Raw genomic sequence first — 18,995 nt, forward strand, 5'->3', positions numbered from 1 at the left:
AAATAAAATTACATATGACTATTTTACTGTTTTTAGTATAATAATAGAAAAATAAACAGATTAATAAATTTTTCTATTGGAAGGGTAATTTGAATGGAGAAAATAGTAGTAACTGGTTATGGGGTCAAATGTCCAAAATCAAATAATATTGAAGAATTATTATACAATTTAGAAAATGGGGTAAATTGTTTAGAAATCGTATCTAATCTGTCACCTAAAGGGGAGGAATCCCTTGTTGGAAGAATAAACGAAGCTTTACATGAATGTGAATCTGATAAACGCTTTAAACGATTTCCAAGGGTTACCCTTATGGGGATGGCGGCAGGCAAAGAGGCAATTGATCAAGCTAAATTGATTAATCTGAAAGATAAAAAAGTAGGGGTCTTCTTTGGCACTTCGTTAGGTTCTGTTGGTGAAAAAATTTATCAGGAGTCTATCATAAATGTTCATCATTCCAATTATCGAGAAATTCCTGTTACCTTTTCTCATTATGTAAATTATCATAGTATCACCTCAGCCATTGCCCATCATTTGGGAGCGAAAGGTATCACGAAAACGATTACTACCGGCTGTACGTCCAGTTTAGAAGCCATTCAGGACGCAATCGCATACTTAAAATGTGGTATGATTGATGTAGCGATAGTTGGTGGAACAGATAGCTTGATTGATAAAATGGCGACATATGGATTTGCCAAAACAAAATCAATTGCTTTGAATCAATCGTTACAAGAGGGGGCCGTTCCTTTTAGTGAAAACAGTAAGGGTTTTGCCATTTCGGAAGCCTCCGGGGTTGTCATTTTGGAAAGAGAGGAACATGCATTACAAAGATCTATTCCTATTTTGGGTGAAATTGAGAATGTGATCTCCAATAATGATGGTGTTTACTTATACTCTTTAGATGAAACTGGCGATCAAATGGTTAGTGCCTTGAAAGAAGTACTAAGGAATAGAAAACCTGACTATATTAATAGTCAGGCAGTAGGAATTCAAGTAAACGATAAAATCGAAAAGCGTTGCTCCGAGGAGCTATTCAACCATTCTGTTCCTTATACGTCCATTAAAAGCATGATTGGAAATCCTTATGGAGCTACTGGAATCCTACAAGTTATTACGTCCTTATTAAGTATTAATCATGGATTTATCCCTCCAACCATTCGAACAAACAAAAAGGGATTCGAAGAAATGAACATTGTGACGACAACCTTATTTCAAGAAATAAATGAGGTAGCGGTCACTACTCACGGTCATGGAGGGAATAATGCCTGTGCCTATATAAGGAAATATCAATAGAGTGGTGAAAAACTTTGATCATCGCATTTTTGATCGCTATTATTGGGATTATTCCCATCGTATTAGCGATTTGCGTATTAAAATTATATAAAGGTTCAGAATTAGCATTTGCTTTATTTCTTTATATGCTCTCCATCAGTTTTTGGCAATTAGACATTGCCGTTTTATATTTGAAAGATGTATTTTCAGAAGAATTAATCACTTGGCTTTTTAGGTTTTTTAGGATTGGGCCAACTTTTATGATTCCTCTTGTATTTTATTTAGCGTATGTTCTAATCAATAAACATACCACCAACATTAAAAATCAATCCTTTTATAAGTTTCAATTTTCTATTTTTAATCCTAAAGTGTTGTTTTATCTAGTCGTATGGAGCTTTTTTGTCTATCTAATAAATATGACAAGATTCGGAATCATCGGAGTGAAAGAGGTTAAAATTGATAATTCAGATCTTTATTTCTATTTTCCGGAATATGGACCGCTGCAATTATTGTACCTTTTTCATACTAGTAGTTTCTTAATTCTAATTATTTTTACTTTTATTATTTCTAGACAAATTCAAAACCTCTATTTAAAGAATTTTTTAGGAACCTTTTCTTATTGTAGCTTGTTACTATTTATTTTCGGTTTATTAAATTTTATCCCTGGGACAGGAGCATTATTTAGCAGTCTAGGGACCATCTTCTTTTCCGTTATTATTGTTTTTTCTTTTGTTAAACTGAATACGATGTTGACTGTAAACTATAATCGCTTAATGGAACGTCAGAAGAAACTAGATAATGCGGGTAGTCTTTCTGCTAGTTTAGTGCATGAAGTGAAAAATACTCTACAAATTATTACCGGCTATTCGAAATTATTAGGCGAATCACATTTGCCTTCAGAAGATAAAAAGATGACCGTAATGATTCAAAAAGCGGCTAATCAAATGGAAGATTTAATCAATAATTACACAAAATTATTAAAGTATAAATCCATTGATTATAAAATGGTGGATTTGAATGAAATCATTGAACAATCCATTGAAATATCAGTTGAGTTTTTGCGGAAAAATGCTGTAGAAGTTTTTTTTGACAAAAAATATTCAACATTAAAAACTTATGCCAACAACGTGTATTTAAAGCAAGTATTTGTTAATTTAATCAAAAATAGTTCAGAGGCTTTTCCGAAGGAAGGTTCCATAAGAATGATCGTAATTTCTACTGATATTCAAGCGGATAGAATTTTTATTAATATTATTGATACTGGAAAAGGAATACCTGCGGACCAGTGGAATAGTATTTTTGATCCTTTTATGACTTCTAAAAATGAGGGATTAGGTTTAGGATTACCATTTGTAAAAAACATCATTCTTGAACATCGAGGAGATATAAACGTCGTGGATAGCAGTTCAAAAGGTACTCATTTACAAATTATTTTACCCCAGTACTCTTTTAGTCACCTTTAACAATAGTATTAAATATAGCGTTTCTCCAGTAAATTTAGGTCCATTATATGACCGTACTGTCACTAGTGCGGTTTTTTGTTTTCATTCTGCTAAATACTCATAGACCGTATCATTCACTACCTCGTATAAATTCGTACCTGGTTCTTCTTTTTTCGTTTGGAGAATCTTCTCCACAAGTTCCTCCAAATCTCTATCACCTATAGGCGTGGAATTCCCCTTATAATACTGTTTAAAACAATTTTTTATCATCTTAACCACTAGTTTTTTATCCACAAAAATGCACCTCACCAACATTATACTATTTTTCATACGGGATCGATAAAGGAAAAGTCTCAAAAAATTTCCATTGAATACGAACGCATATTCGCTTATGATAATGAGTATAATAAAAAGGAACGAATGTTCGATATTCTGAATGTGAGGGAAACCATGGTGGATTACAGCGTACTGCCGCAAAATAAAATTTTATGTGTCGACATGAAGAGCTTCTATGCCAGTTGTTCGGCTGTTATGCGAGGCCTTGATCCAATGGAGTGTTATTTAGCGGTTGTCGGTCAAAAAGAGCGGCAGGGAAGTATTGTTCTAGCTGCTTCGCCGCGGATGAAAAAAGAATTTGGCATTAAAACGGGTTCGCGGATGTTTGAGATTCCAAAAGACCCTAGGATTCAAATTGTGGAGCCGAAAATGGCCACGTATTTGCGGATCGCCACCGAAATTTCTCGTGTCTTTAACCGCTATGTCCCCAAAGAAGCCATTCATGTCTATAGCGTCGATGAAAGCTTTATTAAAGTGGATGGTTCCATTCATTTGTGGGGGGATGCCCACACGATTGCCAAAAAAATAAGGGATGATATTGAGCGGGAGTTTCAACTGCCGTGTGCCGTTGGAATTGGTCCTAACATGTTACTGGCGAAGCTTTGTCTTGATCTTGATGCTAAGAAAATAGGAGTGGCTGAGTGGAAATATGAAGACGTTCAAACAAAGCTTTGGAATGTGTCACCGCTCAGGGAAATGTGGGGGATTGGCAGGCGTGTTGAAAAAACATTAAATGGAATGGGCATTTTTACTGTCGGGCAGCTAGCTCGCTATGATTTAGAAAAGCTCGAAAAGAAATTTGGCATCATGGGGAACCAGCTTTATCATCATGCCTGGGGGGTTGATCTTTCTGAGTTGGGTGCACCGCTTATCCAAGGGCAGATTAGCTTTGGAAAAAGTCAAATTCTTTTAAGGGACTATAAGGAGGAAGCGGAAATTAAGACGGTCATTTTAGAAATGTGTGAGGAAGTGGCAAGGCGGGCACGAACGCATCGAAAGGCAGGGAGAACAATCAGTCTCGGGGTCGGCTACAGCCAGGATGAATTTGGCGGCGGTTTTCATCGCTCAAGAACGATCGGGCAGCCAACCAATGTGACAATGGAGCTTTACCGTGTTTGTCTGGAATTATTTCATGAGCATTATACCGGAAAGACGGTCCGGCAAATTTCGATTGCCATCAGCAATATTGTTGATGACCTCGAGCTCCAGCTTGATCTTTTCGACATGGGTGCCTATAAAAGGCGCGAGCTTGGCTATGTAGTCGATACTCTGCGCAAACGCTTTGGCTCTAGTTCCTTGCTGCGTGCGGTTTCGTATACAGCTGCCGGAACGGCTAAGCACCGGGCCACGTTAGTTGGAGGACATAAAAGATAGGGGGGAAGAGCCGTATGATTCGCGACCGCGGAAGAATCAAATGGACATCGATGATGCTTCCTGAGCATGTGAAATTGCTCAGAGATTGGGTGAAGGAAGATCAGTACGAACAGAAACGAGAAATGGATGAACAGCAGTTGGAGCTCATGAACGAAACCTTATCTGAAGCGATTGAGTATGACCAGTACGTGACAATTACCCATTACCGGAATCGGAACTATGAAATCGTGATTGGTAAAATTCATTACTGGGATGAACTGACGCAAAGGCTTCATGTGATCGATCACTTTAAAGAGGTACACCGGATTCCAGTAGATGCCATTGCTGACATCCGGATGACGGAGACCTAAAGCTATGAGCAAAGTTGAATCAACCTCACGTAACATATGGTACAATCACCATATGCTAAACAGAGGGGAGCAATAAACACGTGGAGATTAATATAACTGAAGCAGCAACTGAAAAAATAAATGAAAGACTTAATAATCGAGACGGCTACTTAAAGCTAAAATACGATACAGACGACTGTGGCTGTGCCGTTAATGGGGTAGTGGCTTTGTGGTTTATACCAGAGTTAGAAACTGATGACATTGCAATCGAAACAAATGACCGGACGGTTTATGCCGAAAAATCAAAAATGGTCTTTTTCGATGAGCAAATGAAAATTGATTTTTCGCAAGCATCCAATTGCTTTCAACTAAAGAGTCCGCAGCAAATCTTAAATGGCCATATGAGTTTAATCATTAAAGAAAAAACAGACTGATCCATGACGGATAGTCTGTTTTTAGCTTGGCAATGGATGATCAACATATTTTTGTAAAAATTCATCAATCACTCGTTCATAATCGGCACGGTTTTCATTAAAGGACTGGGCATGGCGGCCGTTCGTTGCTAAAAAGAGCATTTTAGGCCCCTTTTTATGCTCAAATAAATCCTTTGTCATGGTAGGGAGAATAAAATCATCTTTTTGGCTGTGAATAAACAAAATCGGATGTTTGATATTTTCAATGACCGAAATCGGAGAAACATTTCGGATCGAATATTTGTCCCGAAGGCGTAAAAGGGCATCCCCAAGCGGTAGCAAAAGACCAGGGATAAGCTTGAAGTCTTTTTTAATCAAATAAGCAAGCTGCTCCTTAAAATCTGAAAACGGGCAATCGGCAATATAAAAATCTGCCCCATCCTCCAGGAGTCCAGCATATAACAGCATGGTAGCGGCACCCATCGATTCGCCATGAATCCCAAGTTCGAGCTCTGGTCCTTTTTCTTTTTTGAGCCAATCAACGACGGTCTTTAAATCAAATTTTTCATAATGACCAAAACTAGTTGTTTTACCGCCAGATTCCCCGTGACGACGATGGTCATAAATTAACGTATTAAACCCGCGCGCTAAAAACATATTCGCATATTTAATTGAATTAATTTTCGTTTCGGTTACTCCATGAGAAATAATAATATAGCGGTTGGTCTGGTGCGGTTCTACGAGATGGGCTTTAATCGTGTATCCAAAAGGTGAAGAAATATCAACCTCCCGTTTTGGGAGAGAATCAAATTCATCGGGATTATACCGGCCGGCTTCTTTTTCACGCCTTAAAATTAATTCCTCATCCTTCTTTTTCATATACATAAGACGGTTTGTAAAATACAAACCAAGAGATAACCAGAAAAACAACAAAACAAACAAAGTTCGAAATGTCTTCCTCACCATTGGCACCTCCCGTAAAATTTAATATAACATATGTAAAATAAGTACCAAGCGCCTATAAATTAACAGTTTTAATTGTAACACAAAGAAAACCGCTGACACCAATGAGCGGTTTCCGAGTTTTGAGAAATTTACTGCTGGGCGTTTTGTCGTTTCGTAGGGTGAATTGCTTTTTCGACTTCTTCAGCGGCAATAACCCGCTGACCTCCATCTGCTGTGTCTGCATAGTTTTTTCCCTTTTGACTGGAACCTTTATCACGTTTTTGGCTCAAAATAATTAGTCTCCTTTCAAGCTAGTCTCAAATAATAAGATGCATTAGAAGAGAACTGATTATTCACAGAAAGTAAATTTAGCATTCATTTACCAGCTGCGACAATCATACTTTCAGTGTAGTAGCGTTAATTTTTCAAAAACCAAGAATAATAGGAATTTTGGCAAAGCAAGAGGATTTTCTGCGTGATTACTAGAAATAGTAAAGGAAAAAGAGATGAAGGAGGGTAAGCAGGATGAAGAAAATTTGTACTTCCTTTCAGGATGCAGTTGCCGACATACAGGATGGAGCAACTTTAATGGTTGGTGGATTTGGATTGTGCGGCATTCCGGAAAACCTGATTCTTGCACTCGCTGAAAAAGGCGTGAAGGATTTAACGGTTATTTCGAATAACTGCGGAATTGATGAGTGGGGTTTAGGACTGCTATTAAATAATAAACAAATCAAAAAAATGATTGGCTCCTATGTCGGTGAAAATAAAGAGTTTGAAAGACAGGTTTTAACTGGTGAGCTCGAAGTAGAATTGACGCCTCAAGGTACGCTGGCAGAAAAAATTAGGGCTGGCGGCGCGGGAATTCCAGCGTTTTATACACCTGCAGGGGTAGGAACGCCGATTGCTGAGGGGAAGGAAACGAAAATTTTTAATGGGAGAGAATACCTCCTAGAAGAGGCGCTAACTGCCGACTTTAGTTTGGTTAGGGCGTGGAAAGGCGACAAAATGGGGAATCTCGTTTACCACAAAACAGCACGAAACTTCAACCCGATGATTGCAGCTGCTGGGAAAGTAACGATTGCTGAAGTGGAGACACTTTGTGAGATTGGCGAATTAGATGCTAATTTTATTCATACCCCTAGTATCTATGTACAAACAATGATCGAAGGAACACAGGAAAAACGAATTGAGAGATTAACAGTCAGAAAATAGTGTTGGGAGAAGGGAGAGAGCGCAATGGTGAATGAAATTGTCTCCGTTAGAGAGAGAATTGCGATAAGGGCTGAGAAGGAAATAGAAAACGGATTTTATGTAAATTTAGGCATAGGTATGCCAACTCTCGTAGCCAATTATATGTCAGCAAATAAACAGGTTGTCTTGCAATCTGAAAACGGTCTCCTTGGCATCGGCCCATATCCTGGTGCGGATGAGGTGGACCCAGATTTAATCAATGCAGGTAAAGAAACCGTTACGGCAATTAGTGGTGCAGCCTATTTCGATAGCGCGGAATCGTTTGCGATGATTCGCGGTGGACATGTCAATTTGGCCATCCTAGGTGGAATGGAAGTATCCGAAACAGGTGATTTAGCGAATTGGATGATCCCTGGAAAGATGATTAAAGGTATGGGTGGCGCGATGGATCTTGTCCATGGAGCCCAAAAAATAATTGTCATCATGGAACATGTCAATAAAAAAGGCGAGTCCAAAATATTGAAACAGTGCACGCTTCCTCTAACAGGCAAAGGGGTAGTCAATCGGATTATCACTGAGCGCGCAGTCATGGATGTAACGGAATCAGGGCTAAGGCTTGTGGAAGTTGCGAAAAGGTATACGGTTGAGGACGTTGTCAATTCAACCGAAGCCACATTGTCTGTGGACGACGAAAATGTAGTACTTGACGCTTATTAAATAAAACGAGTAAGAGCAGGCTGACTATGATTAAGCATAGCCTGCTTTTTTATATGGGCGATGCTTGGTGACATGGTATAATATAAGTGAAATTTTGATGATGGAGGTGTTTTGAATGAAAAGGCAATCTAAACAAAAAAATCAATCGAAACCCAAAAAAGATGAAGCAGCGGTCACGCTTGGCGATATGATTAATCCAAATTTATTCAAACAATTAAAAGAACAACAGGAGCAGCTGAAAGCAGCAGAAGAAAGAAAAAAAGAAGAAGAAGAAAAGATAAAGCGGGAAGAGCGAAGACTAAAAGAAAAAAACAAATCATTTGCAGAACTATTAAATGAGAGCGGCATGAACTGGAAGGAATTTAAATAAAACAATATAAAAAGGAGGGCGTACGAACGCTCTCCTTTTAACGATGTTCTTTATAAATGCCAGCCTTCGTTAACTCTCTAATTACTGAAACTTCTTTCTCAGACAGCGGTTGACTTCTGACAGCCTTCGCATTACTCCGAATTTGTTCAGGACTACTTGCACCAGCAACAACAGAGGCAACGGCAGGATTTACTAGATTATACTGAAGGGCTATTTCAGTAAAGGGACGTGAGGATGCTAATTTTTCCTTCAGTAATGGCAAGGCCTCATTTAACTCGTTGAAGCTGTAATCTTGAAAGCCTCTTTCAGATACCTTCTCAAGCATTTTTTCACTTAAAAGACCTTTTGCGAGAGGGCCTCGGGTCACAACGCTTACCCCATGTTCCTCTAGAAATGGTAATGCTTCTTCCTCAGGGCGGCGGTCTAAGATACTGTATTGCATCATTACTGATACGATACTAGACTTTTTAACATATTCCCTAATTACATTCGGGCGAATCGATGAAATGCCATAATAGCGAATATAACCTTCCGCTTTTAATTCTTCGAACGCTTCAATCGTTTCTTCAATAGGATCATTGATTGTCCCGCCGTGCAGCTGATAAAGATCGATATAGTCGGTACCCAGTCTGTTAAGACTCTGTTTAACTTCTTCTTTTATATAGGACTTCGAAGGGTCCCATGACCATCCCTTTTTATCTTGACTCCAGCGGTTTCCAACTTTGGTTGCAATAATGATGTGTTCACGGACTTCCTTCAATGCTGTCCCAACTATTTTTTCATTTTCACCAAAATCATATAAATCAGACGTATCAAAATAATTGATCCCTTCCTCAAGGGCGGCTTCAATTATTTTTCTGGCTGTTTTCTCCTCGGTACCAATGGACATACAACCAAGCCCTAATTCCGTTACAAACAAATCTGAATTTCCAAGTTTTCTTTTTTTCATAATATCACCCGTCCTTTTTTACAATATTAATAAAGATAAGGACAGACTACAATCGAAAGCTATTATTTTGAGTTTACCTTATTAACCCATTCGGAAACGGTGAGATGATCTTTGTTGTATTCTTTTAGTTTCTGTAGTACTTCCCAGCCTTTCCCAACAAGAATGATTCCTTTCTCATGAACGTACACCTTCATCCATACCCCTCCAAATAAAGTATGGTAAAATGTATGAGCAGATTATAGGAATAGAACAGGAGTGACCATATGAGCAATCTCGAAGAAAAAACGCTTCATAGTGAAGAAATTTTCTCAGGAAAAGTCATTAGTCTTCATTTACAGGAAGTTGAGCTTCCGAACGGGAAACAATCGCAACGGGAGATTGTAAAACATCCCGGGGCTGTTGCTATTTTAGCCATTACTGATGATAAAAAAGTCGTAATGGTCGAGCAATATCGGAAGGCACTAGAACGGACCATTGTTGAAATTCCCGCAGGAAAGCTGGAAAAAGGCGAAGAACCTGCACTTTGTGCCCGCCGTGAACTAGAGGAAGAGACAGGTTATGAGTGCGAGAGCCTTGAATGGCTCACTTCCTTCTACACATCACCGGGATTTGCTGATGAAATTGTTCATGTCTATGTTGCGACAGGACTTACAAAAAAAGAAAATGCAGCCGCACTTGATGAGGATGAGTTTGTCATTCTTAAGGAATTGACCCTTGAAGAAGCTATCCAATATGTAAAAGAACAAAGAATATATGATGCTAAGACGATATTTGCAGTTCAGTATTTACAATTACAAGAGGCGTTGAAAAATAAATGAATCGCTACTATGTAGATTTACATATACACATTGGACGGACATGGACAGGGAAGCCTGTAAAAATTACTGGTGCCAAGTCACTAACCTTTACGAATATCATTGAACATGCACGACATGAAAAGGGACTTAATATGGTTGGGATCATCGATAGCCATTCGCCTGAAGTCATCCTTGAAATGGAGAGTTTGGTTCAAAGTGGGGATCTGGTGGAACATCCGGATGGGGGCTTAGTGTTTGGAGATTTAACGGTTATTCCCGGTTCAGAGTTAGAGATTTATGATGAGCAATGCAATGGTCCTATCCATCTACTTATGTTTTTTCCAAACCTTTCTGTGATGAGGGAATTTTCCTCCTGGCTGTCCGGTCACTTGAAAAATATTCAATTAAGCTCACAAAGAATATATGTGACGGGTCTTACTTTGCAAAAGAAGGTCAAAGAGTTAGGTGGAATCTTCATTCCTGCCCATGTATTCACGCCCTTTAAAAGTTTATATGGAAAAGGAGTCAATCAATCACTAACAGAGGTATTAGACCCGGAATTGATTGATGCGATTGAACTTGGTTTAAGCTCCGATACGAATATGGCAGATCAAATAAAGGAATTACATGATTATACGTTTGTAACAAATTCTGATGCCCATTCTCTTGCGAAAATTGCGCGTGAATATCAGGTCATTGCGATGAAGGAACCAACATTTCTAGAATTGCAGAAAGCCTTAAAGAATGAGGATGGACGAAAAATTATCGCAAATTATGGTCTTGATCCATTGCTTGGTAAATATCATAAAACAGTTTGTGCCCAGTGTCATCATCCTGCCGCTGATGAGGATCAAATATGTACGCATTGCGGAAATAAGAAAATTATCAAAGGTGTAGCTGACAGAATCCTTGAACTGAAAACGGACGAACAAGGCCCTAAAGAGCGTCCGCCCTATATCCACCAAGTCCCACTTGAGTTTATCCCTGGTTTAGGGCCTCGCTTACTTGAGAAATTGGTGGATCACTTTGGCAGTGAAATGGCAATTTTGCACGATGTACCATATGAAGGGTTGAAAGAGGTTGTCCCGGAAAGAATCGCTGACCTTATCCTGAAAGCCAGGGAGGGTAAAGTAAATCTAGCAGCCGGCGGCGGTGGGAAATACGGAAAAATTTCTGATTAAAAAAATTGAATCCCGGTAGCTTATAGCTATCGGGATTTATTATGTAATCTATTAAATTTTGAGCATAGAATTACTAGACTGGCATACAATGTATTAACTGAACTGAGAAGAGTAGGGGGATACGCAAATGAAAAAACGATTGTACCAGTCCGATGCCGCTAGTTATTTCCGTGAGCATTCCTCAATTTTTTTGTTTATTGTCGTTTTATTTTTAATGGGAGTAATTTTTGGAGCAATTGTCGTAAACAGTATGAGCATTACTCAGAAGGAAGATTTATTCTATTATCTATCACAATTTTTTGGCCAAGTGTCGAGCGGCAGGGAAGGCGAAGACAATGATTTATTCTTACAAAGCTTTTTCCATAATAGTAAGTTTATTGGTCTTATGTGGATACTAGGGATTTCGATCATCGGTCTTCCCGTTATACTTATTCTATTATTTATTAAAGGAATGGTAGTTGGGTTTACCGTTGGTTTTCTAGTCAGTCAAATGGGCTGGCAGGGCTTTATGCTTGCCTTTGTTTCGATCTTGCCTCAGAATCTGATCATTATTCCTGTGTTCATCATGATGGCAGCATTATCAGTAATTTTCTCACTTCGAATGATCAAAAAGCAATTTATGAAAAAATATGCACAGCCTATACTTCCCTTTTTTAAGGGATACATTTTCACCTTGTTTGTAGCAGTAATATTTATAGTTGCTGCATCAGGAATAGAGGCATATCTCTCACCATGGTTAATGAAAACCGTCATAAGTTCAACTATTTTAAAGTAAATACCATATAATAATTATTATAAAAAATGTTTATTCTAGTTTATAATAATTTTATTTTGATTCTCAATTGTCATCTGTTATAATGAGAATTAACAGTGGCGAGGGAGGGGCTTCAGGATGGAAACTAGGATTGAAAGAATTAAGAAACAGTTGCATTCAGCAAGTTATAAATTAACACCTCAGCGTGAGGCAACCGTTCGAGTTTTATTAGAAAATGAAGAGGATCATTTAAGTGCGGAAGATGTATACCTCCTCGTAAAAGAAAAATCGCCTGAAATTGGTTTAGCAACAGTTTATCGAACGCTTGAATTATTAACAGAGTTAAAAATCGTGGATAAAATAAATTTTGGGGACGGGGTTTCCCGTTATGACCTTCGCCAGGAAGGTGCCGCCCATTTTCATCATCATCTTGTTTGTATTGAATGTGGTGCTGTTGATGAAATTCAAGAGGATTTACTTGAAGATGTTGAATCCGTTGTGGAACGCAAATGGAATTTTAAAATAAAAGATCATCGCCTCACTTTTCATGGGATTTGTTACCGATGCCAGGATAAAGACAAAGAGGTCGAAAAAGTAGATTAACCAACGAAAGCTCCTTGAAAGGGCTTTTTCTTTTTTTGATGTAAAGTTGATGAAACGGAACTTCCCTTTTAATACTAATCACTAGGTATAAAATTTGTCTATTTTGGCATACATTTTACTAGACGAAAGAAATTGGGGGAAGCGGGATGATTTCATTTATTAAAGCTGCACTAAAAACCTTAAAGGTTTTTATAATATTCACAGGATGCACGATTCTTTTCTATTATGGTATCATGTTGGTGAATGAAGAATATCAAAATTATCATCGCTATGACGAACCGGAAGGAGCTGCACTTAAAGTTTCAACGGCAGTGCATGAGGATTCTTCCTTGTTAGATCGGCTGATGTGGTTTTATTTAAATGGGGAGTAAATACGATGGACGAGCAATTAAAGGCTTTTTTGAATTATTTATTCATTGAAAAAGGTTCAGCCCAAAACACAATTATGGCGTATGAGCGAGATTTAAAAAGCTATCTTCATTATTTGAAAAATGTTGAATCCGTCCTTTCTTTAAATGATGTACAACGTGGACATATCGTACACTTTTTAAGATTTCTAAAAGAACAGGGGAAATCCTCGAAAACATTGGCACGGCATATCGCCTCTATCCGTGCATTTCATCAATTTTTATTAAGGGCCAAGGTAACAGGTCAAGACCCATCTGTTCAAATTGAGACACCCAGACTTGAAAGGTCACTTCCTAATGTTTTGAGTTTGCAAGAAGTAGAAACTCTGATGGAAACATCCAACCTAGAGGATCATTTTGGGATAAGAGACAAGGCCATGCTTGAACTGCTTTATGCTACAGGTATCCGTGTTAGTGAATTAATAGGACTTGAGATTGATAATGTCCAGTTAACGATGGGGTTTGTTCGTTGTAACGGAAATAAAGAACGAATTATACCGATCGGGCGAGCAGCAGCTGATGCTATAAAACAGTACCTGGATTATGGAAGACCTCGATTTATTTCCATGAAGCAAGAGGACAATGCTTTGTTTTTAAACCATCAAGGAAAGCGGTTGACACGCCAAGGATTTTGGAAAATATTAAAAAAACTTGCCAAAGAAGCCGGAATAGAAAAAGATCTTACACCACATACTCTTCGTCATTCATTTGCAACGCATTTGTTAGAGAATGGTGCTGATTTAAGAGCAGTCCAAGAAATGTTAGGTCATTCTGATATCTCAACAACACAAATCTATACACAAGTATCGAAAACAAAGATAAAAGACGTATATAGCAAATTCCACCCCAGAGCTTAATAGAATGTGAGTTTCGTATCTAAAAATATAATTGTCAAAAAGCTGCCTAAATATTGGCGGCTTTTTTCTTGTAATTTCTGAAACATTTAGTACAATATAGATGTCAGACTTCTGACGAATAGAATTATATTAAATTTCATAAACAAATATAATGAGGGCAACATATTTATGTGTAATTTTGTTATTTGCAAACGTTTTCTATGGATAAAGGAGGAAGAGTTAAATGGCTGCAAATATATATAAACGTATTTTTATAATCGTAATGGACTCGGTAGGCATAGGGGAAGCGCCGGATGCTGAAAAGTTTGGTGATAAAGGTGCGGATACTTTTGGACATATTGCGGAGCGAATGAACGGTCTTAACATGCCGAATATGGGCAAGTTGGGCTTAAGCAATATCCGTGAAATAAAAGGTATAGATAAAGCAGGGAAACCATTAGCATATTTTACAAAAATGATGGAGGCTTCCAACGGAAAGGATACCATGACAGGTCACTGGGAAATCATGGGTTTGAATATTCAAACCCCATTCCAAGTGTTTCCCAAAGGTTTCCCGGATGAACTTCTTTCTGAATTAGAAAAACGTACGGGCCGTAAAATTATCGGCAATAAACCAGCAAGCGGTACGGAAATCCTTGTGGAGTTAGGCGAAGAGCATATGAAGACCGGGGCATTGATTGTCTATACTTCTGCAGATTCGGTCCTTCAGATTGCTGCCCATGAAGAAATTATTCCTATTGAGGAGCAGTATAAAATCTGCAAGATTGCACGTGAATTGACGCTGGATGAGAAGTACATGGTGGGCCGTGTGATTGCGAGACCTTTCTTGGGAGAACCAGGAAATTTCAAGCGGACTTCTAACCGTCACGACTATGCATTAAAACCATTCGACCGTACCGTAATGAGTGAATTAAAAGATGCTGGGCTTGACGTAATTGCGATCGGGAAAATATCTGATATTTATGATGGAGAAGGCGTTACTCAATCACTTAGAACCGTTTCTAATATGGATGGTATGGATAAGTTAGTAGAAACATTGGATATGGATTTTACCGGCATTAGTTTTGTAAATCTAGTTGATTTTGATGCCTTATACGGCCATCGCCGTGACCCTGAAGGCTATGGAAAAGCACTCGAAGAATATGATGCACGCCTTCCGGAAGTGTTTGCAAAAATGAAAGAAGACGACCTATTAATAATTACAGCAGACCATGGGAATGACCCTATTGCACCAGGTACGGACCATACACGGGAATATGTACCATTACTTGTTTATTCAAAGAGCATGGGTGAAGGGAAAGAGCTCCCAATTAGAGAGACCTTTGCTGACCTTGGGGCAACTGTTGCTGAAAATTTCAATGTGAAACTGCCGAACTTTGGAAAAAGTTTTTTAAACGAATTAAATTCAAAAGGGGTATAAAAATGAATACTGAAAAAATTCAAAATGCAGCAGGATTCTTAAAACAAAAATATGCAACTACTCCCAAGATTGGACTTATTTTAGGATCTGGACTTGGTGTACTAGCGGATGAAATTGAGAATCCTGTTAAGATTCCATACAATGAAATACCTGACTTCCCAGTTTCTACGGTTGAAGGTCATGCAGGACAATTAGTATTTGGATTATTAAGCGGGGTAGAGGTTATTGCCATGCAGGGACGTTTCCATTTCTATGAAGGGTATAGTATGGAAAAAGTAACCTTTCCAGTTCGAGTCATGAAGGAACTAGGTGTTGACATTTTAATCGTTACGAATGCAGCTGGCGGCGTAAATGAAAGCTTTTCTGCGGGAGATTTAATGATAATATCTGATCACATTAATAATATGGGCACCAATCCATTAATCGGACCGAATGATTCCAATTTAGGTGTCCGCTTTCCAGATATGTCAGAGGCATATACGAAAGAATTACGTGCTGTTGCAAAAGAAATTGCCGATCGCTTAAATATCAGTGTCAAAGAGGGTATCTATTTCGGAAACCCTGGACCTGTTTATGAAACGCCTGCGGAAATACGAATGGTACGCACTTTGGGCGGAGATGCAGTCGGAATGTCGACTGTTCCAGAAGTAATCGTTGCCCGGCACAGTGGGATGAAGGTCCTTGGTATTTCTTGTATTTCGAACATGGCAGCAGGTATTCTTGACCAACCCCTTACCCATGATGAAGTTATTGAAACAACCGAAAGAGTGAAAGCTGACTTTCTTCAATATATAAAAGAAATCGTAAAAACAATTTCGTAAAGGGTGATTATGATGAGAATGGTTGACTTGATTGAGAAAAAAAGAGATGGGCAGGAACTATCCACCGAAGAAATTAATTTTATTATTAATGGATATACCGATGGGTCGATTCCAGATTATCAAGTTAGCGCCCTAACGATGGCAATCTTTTTTAAAGGGATGACTGAACAGGAAAGAGCCGATTTGACAATGGCGATGGTCAATTCAGGCGATCAAATTGATTTATCACAAATTGAAGGCATTAAAGTGGATAAACATTCTACTGGCGGTGTAGGTGATACAACTACACTTGTCCTTGGGCCACTTGTTGCTGCACTTGGGGTACCCGTAGCAAAAATGTCCGGACGCGGATTGGGTCACACCGGAGGAACAATTGATAAACTAGAAGCAGTAAAAGGCTTCCATGTTGAAATTGAAAATGAAGAATTTATTAAACTCGTTAATAAAAATAAGATTGCTGTTATTGGTCAGAGTGGAAATTTAACTCCTGCAGATAAGAAACTTTATGCATTACGTGATGTTACCGCAACTGTGGATAGCATTCCATTAATCGCAGGTTCTATCATGAGTAAAAAAATAGCTGCTGGTGCAGATGCCATCGTTCTTGATGTAAAAACCGGAGCAGGAGCATTCATGAAGACACTTGATGATTCTCGAGAGTTAGCAAAAGCTATGGTGAGAATCGGAAATAACGTTGGCAGAAGAACAATGGCGGTTATTTCTGACATGAGCCAGCCACTGGGGTTTGCAATCGGTAACGCCCTCGAAGTAAAAGAAGCAATTGATACATTAAAAGGGGAAGGTCCTGAAGACTTAACAGAACTTTGTTTAACCCTTGGCAGTCATATGGTTTACCTAGCAGAAAAGGCGGGCTCATTAGCAGAAGCACGCACCCTGTTAGAAGGTGTCATTAAGGACGGTTCAGCACTTGAAAAATTTAAAGTATTTTTAAGCTCGCAAGGCGGAGATGCATCCATTGTTGATGACCCTTCAAAAATGCCTCAAGCAAAATATACCTTTGAACTTGAAGCTAAAGAAGATGGCTATGTATCCGAAATTGTTGCAGATGAAGTTGGCACAGCCGCGATGATTCTTGGGGCTGGAAGAGCAACGAAGGAGTCTATTATTGATTTAGCAGTGGGACTTGTCTTAAGAAAGAAAATCGGTGACCAAGTTAAAAAAGGTGAATCGTTAGTAACGATTTACAGCAATTTCGAAAATGTAGAAGAAGTAAAAACAAAGCTTTATCATAATATTAAAATTTCACCAACAAAAATAGACGCACCGATACTCGTTCATGAAGAAATAACTGAATGATATTATTAAAAAGGGTGTCAGGCACCATGTGAATTTTTCCCATGGTGCCTGACACCCTATTTTTATTTTCTTTGGAAGGTAATTATTGTATAAAGTTATTAATTTTGGAAAAAATGGATGCTATAAAGAATGGAGGGTTATGCGAATGAAACGATTTGTCTCTTTGATAGTGACAATTTTTTTACTTACAAGTTTATGGGGTCCATCTGCTTTTGCGGCTGAAGAAAAAAAGAATGCTGACGAACAGAAGAATGCTGATATCGTCAACAATGTAAAATCCGCTATTTTAATTGAACGTGATACGGGGAAAGTACTCTATGAGAAAAACAGTAATGAAGAACTCCCCCCTGCAAGTATGACCAAAATAATGACGATGCTTTTAATTATGGAGGCAATTGATCAGGGTAAGCTTACTTGGAATGAAAAAGTCCGCGCAAGTGAGTATGCTGCCTCGATGGGCGGTTCACAAATTTTCCTTGAAGCTGGCGAAGAAATGACAACCAAGGAAATGTTAAGAGGAATTGCAATTGGTTCTGGAAATGATGCTTCTGTTGCAATGGCAGAAAGAATTGCAGGCTCAGAAGAAGCTTTTGTAGACATGATGAATGATAAGGTCAAAGAACTTGGATTAAAACATACATTTTTTAAAAATACGACAGGACTTCCGGTCAGCGGTCATTTTAGCACAGCAGGTGATATGGCTATTATGGCGAAAGAACTATTAAAATATGAAGACATTACGAAATTCACTGGTTTGTATGAAGCATACCTTCGTGAAAATACAGACAAAAAGTTCTGGCTTGTTAATACCAATAAGTTAGTGCGCTTTTACCCTGGGGTGGACGGACTTAAAACAGGCTTCACTACAGAAGCAAAGTATTGCTTAACAGCGACAGCTCAAAAGAATGGCATGCGGGTAATTGCAGTTGTATTTGGTGCGCCTACATCAAAGGAAAGAAATGCACAAGTAACAAAAATGCTCAATTATGCCTTTAATCAATATCAAACACATCCAATGTATAAACGAAACCAGACCATTGCGAAGGTGAGAATAAGCAAAGGACAGGAAAAGTCTGTGGAAGCTGTAACTAGTGAGCCAATTTCCTTACTGACAAAAAAAGGCGAAAAATCCGAGGATGTAAAACGAAAGGTAACGATCAAAAAAAATCTTAAAGCTCCCATTAAAAAAGGAGATAAGATAGGTACCATCAAGTTGATTAAGGGTGGAGAAGTTTTTCTGGAAAGTCCTATATTAGCAAATAAAAATGTAAAGGAAGCAGGCTGGTGGACCCTTTATAAGCGTTCATTCGGGATGTTTACAAAGGCCGGAAAATAAATAGAAGAGCGAAGTCCACTAGCCGTTGGGGGCTGGAGCTAGACAGTTATCGAAGTTCAAAGTAGGTAATTTATTATCTTTACCTGTGTCGAAACTACTAGATATGTCACTTCTTTTAGCGAATTACGACTAGTTTTGTAATTGGAGAAGGATATTACCACCCG

23 protein-coding genes are annotated in these 18,995 nt (G+C 38.5%); 18 read left to right on the forward strand and 5 right to left on the reverse strand.

The annotated features are described in order from the left end of the window. Positions 1–93 precede the first annotated feature (93 nt). Together RCG22_RS23220 and RCG22_RS23225 are read left to right on the forward strand one after the other, a co-directional pair. Positions 94–1,290, forward strand: a complete 1,197-nt coding sequence (locus RCG22_RS23220; protein ID WP_308104891.1) for a beta-ketoacyl-[acyl-carrier-protein] synthase family protein — start codon at positions 94–96, stop codon at positions 1,288–1,290. Positions 1,291–1,304: 14 nt separating this feature from the next. Beyond that, the gene (locus RCG22_RS23225) at positions 1,305–2,732 is read left to right on the forward strand and encodes an ATP-binding protein (RefSeq protein ID WP_308104892.1); all 1,428 of its coding nucleotides are present in this window, start codon (positions 1,305–1,307) and stop codon (positions 2,730–2,732) included. A gap of 81 nt (positions 2,733–2,813) precedes the next feature. Here the strand turns inward: RCG22_RS23225 and RCG22_RS23230 are convergent, their stop codons facing one another. Continuing rightward, positions 2,814–3,041 (reverse strand): YqzH family protein, encoded by a 228-nt coding sequence (locus RCG22_RS23230; RefSeq protein ID WP_308104893.1) that lies wholly within the window; start codon positions 3,039–3,041, stop codon positions 2,814–2,816. 120 nt (positions 3,042–3,161) lie between these two features. Between RCG22_RS23230 and RCG22_RS23235 the strand changes: the two genes are divergently transcribed. The 3 genes from RCG22_RS23235 to RCG22_RS23245 all read left to right on the forward strand — a co-directional run bounded on the left by RCG22_RS23235 (position 3,162) and on the right by RCG22_RS23245 (position 5,184). Next, on the forward strand, positions 3,162–4,421 hold the full coding sequence (locus tag RCG22_RS23235; RefSeq protein ID WP_308104894.1) for a Y-family DNA polymerase: 1,260 nt from the start codon (positions 3,162–3,164) through the stop codon (positions 4,419–4,421). A 14-nt stretch (positions 4,422–4,435) separates the two neighbouring features. After that, a complete protein-coding gene (locus RCG22_RS23240; RefSeq protein WP_308104896.1) occupies positions 4,436–4,771 on the forward strand; it encodes a YolD-like family protein in 336 nt (111 codons plus the stop codon). 80 nt (positions 4,772–4,851) lie between these two features. Continuing rightward, positions 4,852–5,184 carry an iron-sulfur cluster biosynthesis family protein gene (locus RCG22_RS23245; protein WP_098261710.1) on the forward strand — a complete coding sequence of 111 codons (333 nt, stop codon included), beginning with the start codon at positions 4,852–4,854 and terminating at the stop codon, positions 5,182–5,184. Between the two features lie 21 nt (positions 5,185–5,205). On the opposite strand, the gene RCG22_RS23250 is transcribed toward RCG22_RS23245, so the two are convergent. Both RCG22_RS23250 and RCG22_RS23255 read right to left on the reverse strand, forming a co-directional pair. Next, entirely contained in the window at positions 5,206–6,126 is a 921-nt protein-coding gene (locus RCG22_RS23250) for an alpha/beta hydrolase (protein WP_308107232.1), read from the reverse strand. A gap of 131 nt (positions 6,127–6,257) precedes the next feature. Next, entirely contained in the window at positions 6,258–6,398 is a 141-nt protein-coding gene (locus tag RCG22_RS23255) for a hypothetical protein (protein ID WP_176525532.1), read from the reverse strand. A gap of 235 nt (positions 6,399–6,633) precedes the next feature. Between RCG22_RS23255 and RCG22_RS23260 the strand changes: the two genes are divergently transcribed. From RCG22_RS23260 to RCG22_RS23270, 3 genes are all read left to right on the forward strand, one after another. After that, on the forward strand, positions 6,634–7,323 hold the full coding sequence (locus RCG22_RS23260; protein WP_308104897.1) for a CoA transferase subunit A: 690 nt from the start codon (positions 6,634–6,636) through the stop codon (positions 7,321–7,323). A gap of 24 nt (positions 7,324–7,347) precedes the next feature. Continuing rightward, entirely contained in the window at positions 7,348–8,019 is a 672-nt protein-coding gene (locus tag RCG22_RS23265) for a 3-oxoacid CoA-transferase subunit B (RefSeq protein ID WP_308104898.1), read from the forward strand. A gap of 115 nt (positions 8,020–8,134) precedes the next feature. After that, positions 8,135–8,389: a YqkE family protein gene (locus RCG22_RS23270; protein ID WP_308104899.1), complete on the forward strand. Its 255-nt coding sequence runs from the start codon at positions 8,135–8,137 to the stop codon at positions 8,387–8,389. A 37-nt stretch (positions 8,390–8,426) separates the two neighbouring features. Here RCG22_RS23270 and RCG22_RS23275 read toward each other — a convergent pair whose 3' ends face one another. Then, the gene (locus RCG22_RS23275) at positions 8,427–9,338 is read right to left on the reverse strand and encodes an aldo/keto reductase (protein ID WP_308104900.1); all 912 of its coding nucleotides are present in this window, start codon (positions 9,336–9,338) and stop codon (positions 8,427–8,429) included. A gap of 62 nt (positions 9,339–9,400) precedes the next feature. Continuing rightward, positions 9,401–9,532: a Z-ring formation inhibitor MciZ gene (gene mciZ, locus RCG22_RS23280; RefSeq protein ID WP_098261705.1), complete on the reverse strand. Its 132-nt coding sequence runs from the start codon at positions 9,530–9,532 to the stop codon at positions 9,401–9,403. Between the two features lie 69 nt (positions 9,533–9,601). Here mciZ and RCG22_RS23285 point away from each other — a divergent pair, with 69 nt between their 5' ends. The 10 genes from RCG22_RS23285 to RCG22_RS23330 all read left to right on the forward strand — a co-directional run bounded on the left by RCG22_RS23285 (position 9,602) and on the right by RCG22_RS23330 (position 18,831). Further along, complete coding sequence (locus tag RCG22_RS23285; protein ID WP_098261704.1) at positions 9,602–10,156, forward strand: NUDIX hydrolase; 555 nt, start codon at positions 9,602–9,604, stop codon at positions 10,154–10,156. After that, entirely contained in the window at positions 10,153–11,316 is a 1,164-nt protein-coding gene (locus RCG22_RS23290) for an endonuclease Q family protein (RefSeq protein ID WP_098261703.1), read from the forward strand. Before RCG22_RS23285 ends, RCG22_RS23290 begins: the two co-directional genes overlap by 4 nt. A 127-nt stretch (positions 11,317–11,443) precedes the next feature. Further along, positions 11,444–12,091 carry a stage II sporulation protein M gene (spoIIM, locus tag RCG22_RS23295; protein WP_098261702.1) on the forward strand — a complete coding sequence of 216 codons (648 nt, stop codon included), beginning with the start codon at positions 11,444–11,446 and terminating at the stop codon, positions 12,089–12,091. Positions 12,092–12,208: 117 nt separating this feature from the next. Next, positions 12,209–12,673, forward strand: coding sequence for a ferric iron uptake transcriptional regulator (gene fur / locus RCG22_RS23300; RefSeq protein WP_066257383.1), 465 nt, complete (start codon positions 12,209–12,211; stop codon positions 12,671–12,673). 146 nt (positions 12,674–12,819) lie between these two features. Beyond that, positions 12,820–13,044 carry a YqzK family protein gene (locus tag RCG22_RS23305; protein ID WP_308104901.1) on the forward strand — a complete coding sequence of 75 codons (225 nt, stop codon included), beginning with the start codon at positions 12,820–12,822 and terminating at the stop codon, positions 13,042–13,044. Between the two features lie 5 nt (positions 13,045–13,049). Then, complete coding sequence (gene xerD, locus RCG22_RS23310) at positions 13,050–13,937, forward strand: site-specific tyrosine recombinase XerD (protein WP_308104902.1); 888 nt, start codon at positions 13,050–13,052, stop codon at positions 13,935–13,937. Between the two features lie 223 nt (positions 13,938–14,160). Continuing rightward, complete coding sequence (deoB, locus tag RCG22_RS23315) at positions 14,161–15,357, forward strand: phosphopentomutase (protein ID WP_308104904.1); 1,197 nt, start codon at positions 14,161–14,163, stop codon at positions 15,355–15,357. 2 nt (positions 15,358–15,359) lie between these two features. Then, positions 15,360–16,178: a purine-nucleoside phosphorylase gene (locus tag RCG22_RS23320; RefSeq protein ID WP_308104905.1), complete on the forward strand. Its 819-nt coding sequence runs from the start codon at positions 15,360–15,362 to the stop codon at positions 16,176–16,178. A gap of 12 nt (positions 16,179–16,190) precedes the next feature. Beyond that, positions 16,191–17,495 (forward strand): pyrimidine-nucleoside phosphorylase, encoded by a 1,305-nt coding sequence (locus RCG22_RS23325; RefSeq protein ID WP_308107233.1) that lies wholly within the window; start codon positions 16,191–16,193, stop codon positions 17,493–17,495. Between the two features lie 145 nt (positions 17,496–17,640). Beyond that, on the forward strand, positions 17,641–18,831 hold the full coding sequence (locus RCG22_RS23330) for a D-alanyl-D-alanine carboxypeptidase family protein (RefSeq protein WP_308104906.1): 1,191 nt from the start codon (positions 17,641–17,643) through the stop codon (positions 18,829–18,831). Positions 18,832–18,995: the final 164 nt, after the last annotated feature.

Source organism: Neobacillus nitrireducens, assembly GCF_030915405.1.
In the GTDB taxonomy this organism is placed as follows: Bacteria; Bacillota; Bacilli; order Bacillales; family Cytobacillaceae; genus Neobacillus.

Excerpts from the sequence above, each read along its gene's own strand:
- RCG22_RS23220 (WP_308104891.1), top strand. The coding sequence starts at position 94 with ATGGAGAAAATAGTAGTAACTGGTTATGGGGTCAAATGTCCAAAATCA.
- RCG22_RS23230 (WP_308104893.1), bottom strand. The coding sequence starts at position 3,041 with ATGAAAAATAGTATAATGTTGGTGAGGTGCATTTTTGTGGATAAAAAA.
- RCG22_RS23235 (WP_308104894.1), top strand. The coding sequence starts at position 3,162 with ATGGTGGATTACAGCGTACTGCCGCAAAATAAAATTTTATGTGTCGAC.
- RCG22_RS23240 (WP_308104896.1), top strand. The coding sequence starts at position 4,436 with ATGATTCGCGACCGCGGAAGAATCAAATGGACATCGATGATGCTTCCT.
- RCG22_RS23260 (WP_308104897.1), top strand. The coding sequence starts at position 6,634 with ATGAAGAAAATTTGTACTTCCTTTCAGGATGCAGTTGCCGACATACAG.
- RCG22_RS23265 (WP_308104898.1), top strand. The coding sequence starts at position 7,348 with ATGGTGAATGAAATTGTCTCCGTTAGAGAGAGAATTGCGATAAGGGCT.
- RCG22_RS23270 (WP_308104899.1), top strand. The coding sequence starts at position 8,135 with ATGAAAAGGCAATCTAAACAAAAAAATCAATCGAAACCCAAAAAAGAT.
- RCG22_RS23275 (WP_308104900.1), bottom strand. The coding sequence starts at position 9,338 with ATGAAAAAAAGAAAACTTGGAAATTCAGATTTGTTTGTAACGGAATTA.
- mciZ (WP_098261705.1), bottom strand. The coding sequence starts at position 9,532 with ATGAAGGTGTACGTTCATGAGAAAGGAATCATTCTTGTTGGGAAAGGC.
- RCG22_RS23285 (WP_098261704.1), top strand. The coding sequence starts at position 9,602 with ATGAGCAATCTCGAAGAAAAAACGCTTCATAGTGAAGAAATTTTCTCA.
- RCG22_RS23290 (WP_098261703.1), top strand. The coding sequence starts at position 10,153 with ATGAATCGCTACTATGTAGATTTACATATACACATTGGACGGACATGG.
- spoIIM (WP_098261702.1), top strand. The coding sequence starts at position 11,444 with ATGAAAAAACGATTGTACCAGTCCGATGCCGCTAGTTATTTCCGTGAG.
- fur (WP_066257383.1), top strand. The coding sequence starts at position 12,209 with ATGGAAACTAGGATTGAAAGAATTAAGAAACAGTTGCATTCAGCAAGT.
- RCG22_RS23305 (WP_308104901.1), top strand. The coding sequence starts at position 12,820 with ATGATTTCATTTATTAAAGCTGCACTAAAAACCTTAAAGGTTTTTATA.
- xerD (WP_308104902.1), top strand. The coding sequence starts at position 13,050 with ATGGACGAGCAATTAAAGGCTTTTTTGAATTATTTATTCATTGAAAAA.
- deoB (WP_308104904.1), top strand. The coding sequence starts at position 14,161 with ATGGCTGCAAATATATATAAACGTATTTTTATAATCGTAATGGACTCG.
- RCG22_RS23320 (WP_308104905.1), top strand. The coding sequence starts at position 15,360 with ATGAATACTGAAAAAATTCAAAATGCAGCAGGATTCTTAAAACAAAAA.
- RCG22_RS23325 (WP_308107233.1), top strand. The coding sequence starts at position 16,191 with ATGAGAATGGTTGACTTGATTGAGAAAAAAAGAGATGGGCAGGAACTA.
- RCG22_RS23330 (WP_308104906.1), top strand. The coding sequence starts at position 17,641 with ATGAAACGATTTGTCTCTTTGATAGTGACAATTTTTTTACTTACAAGT.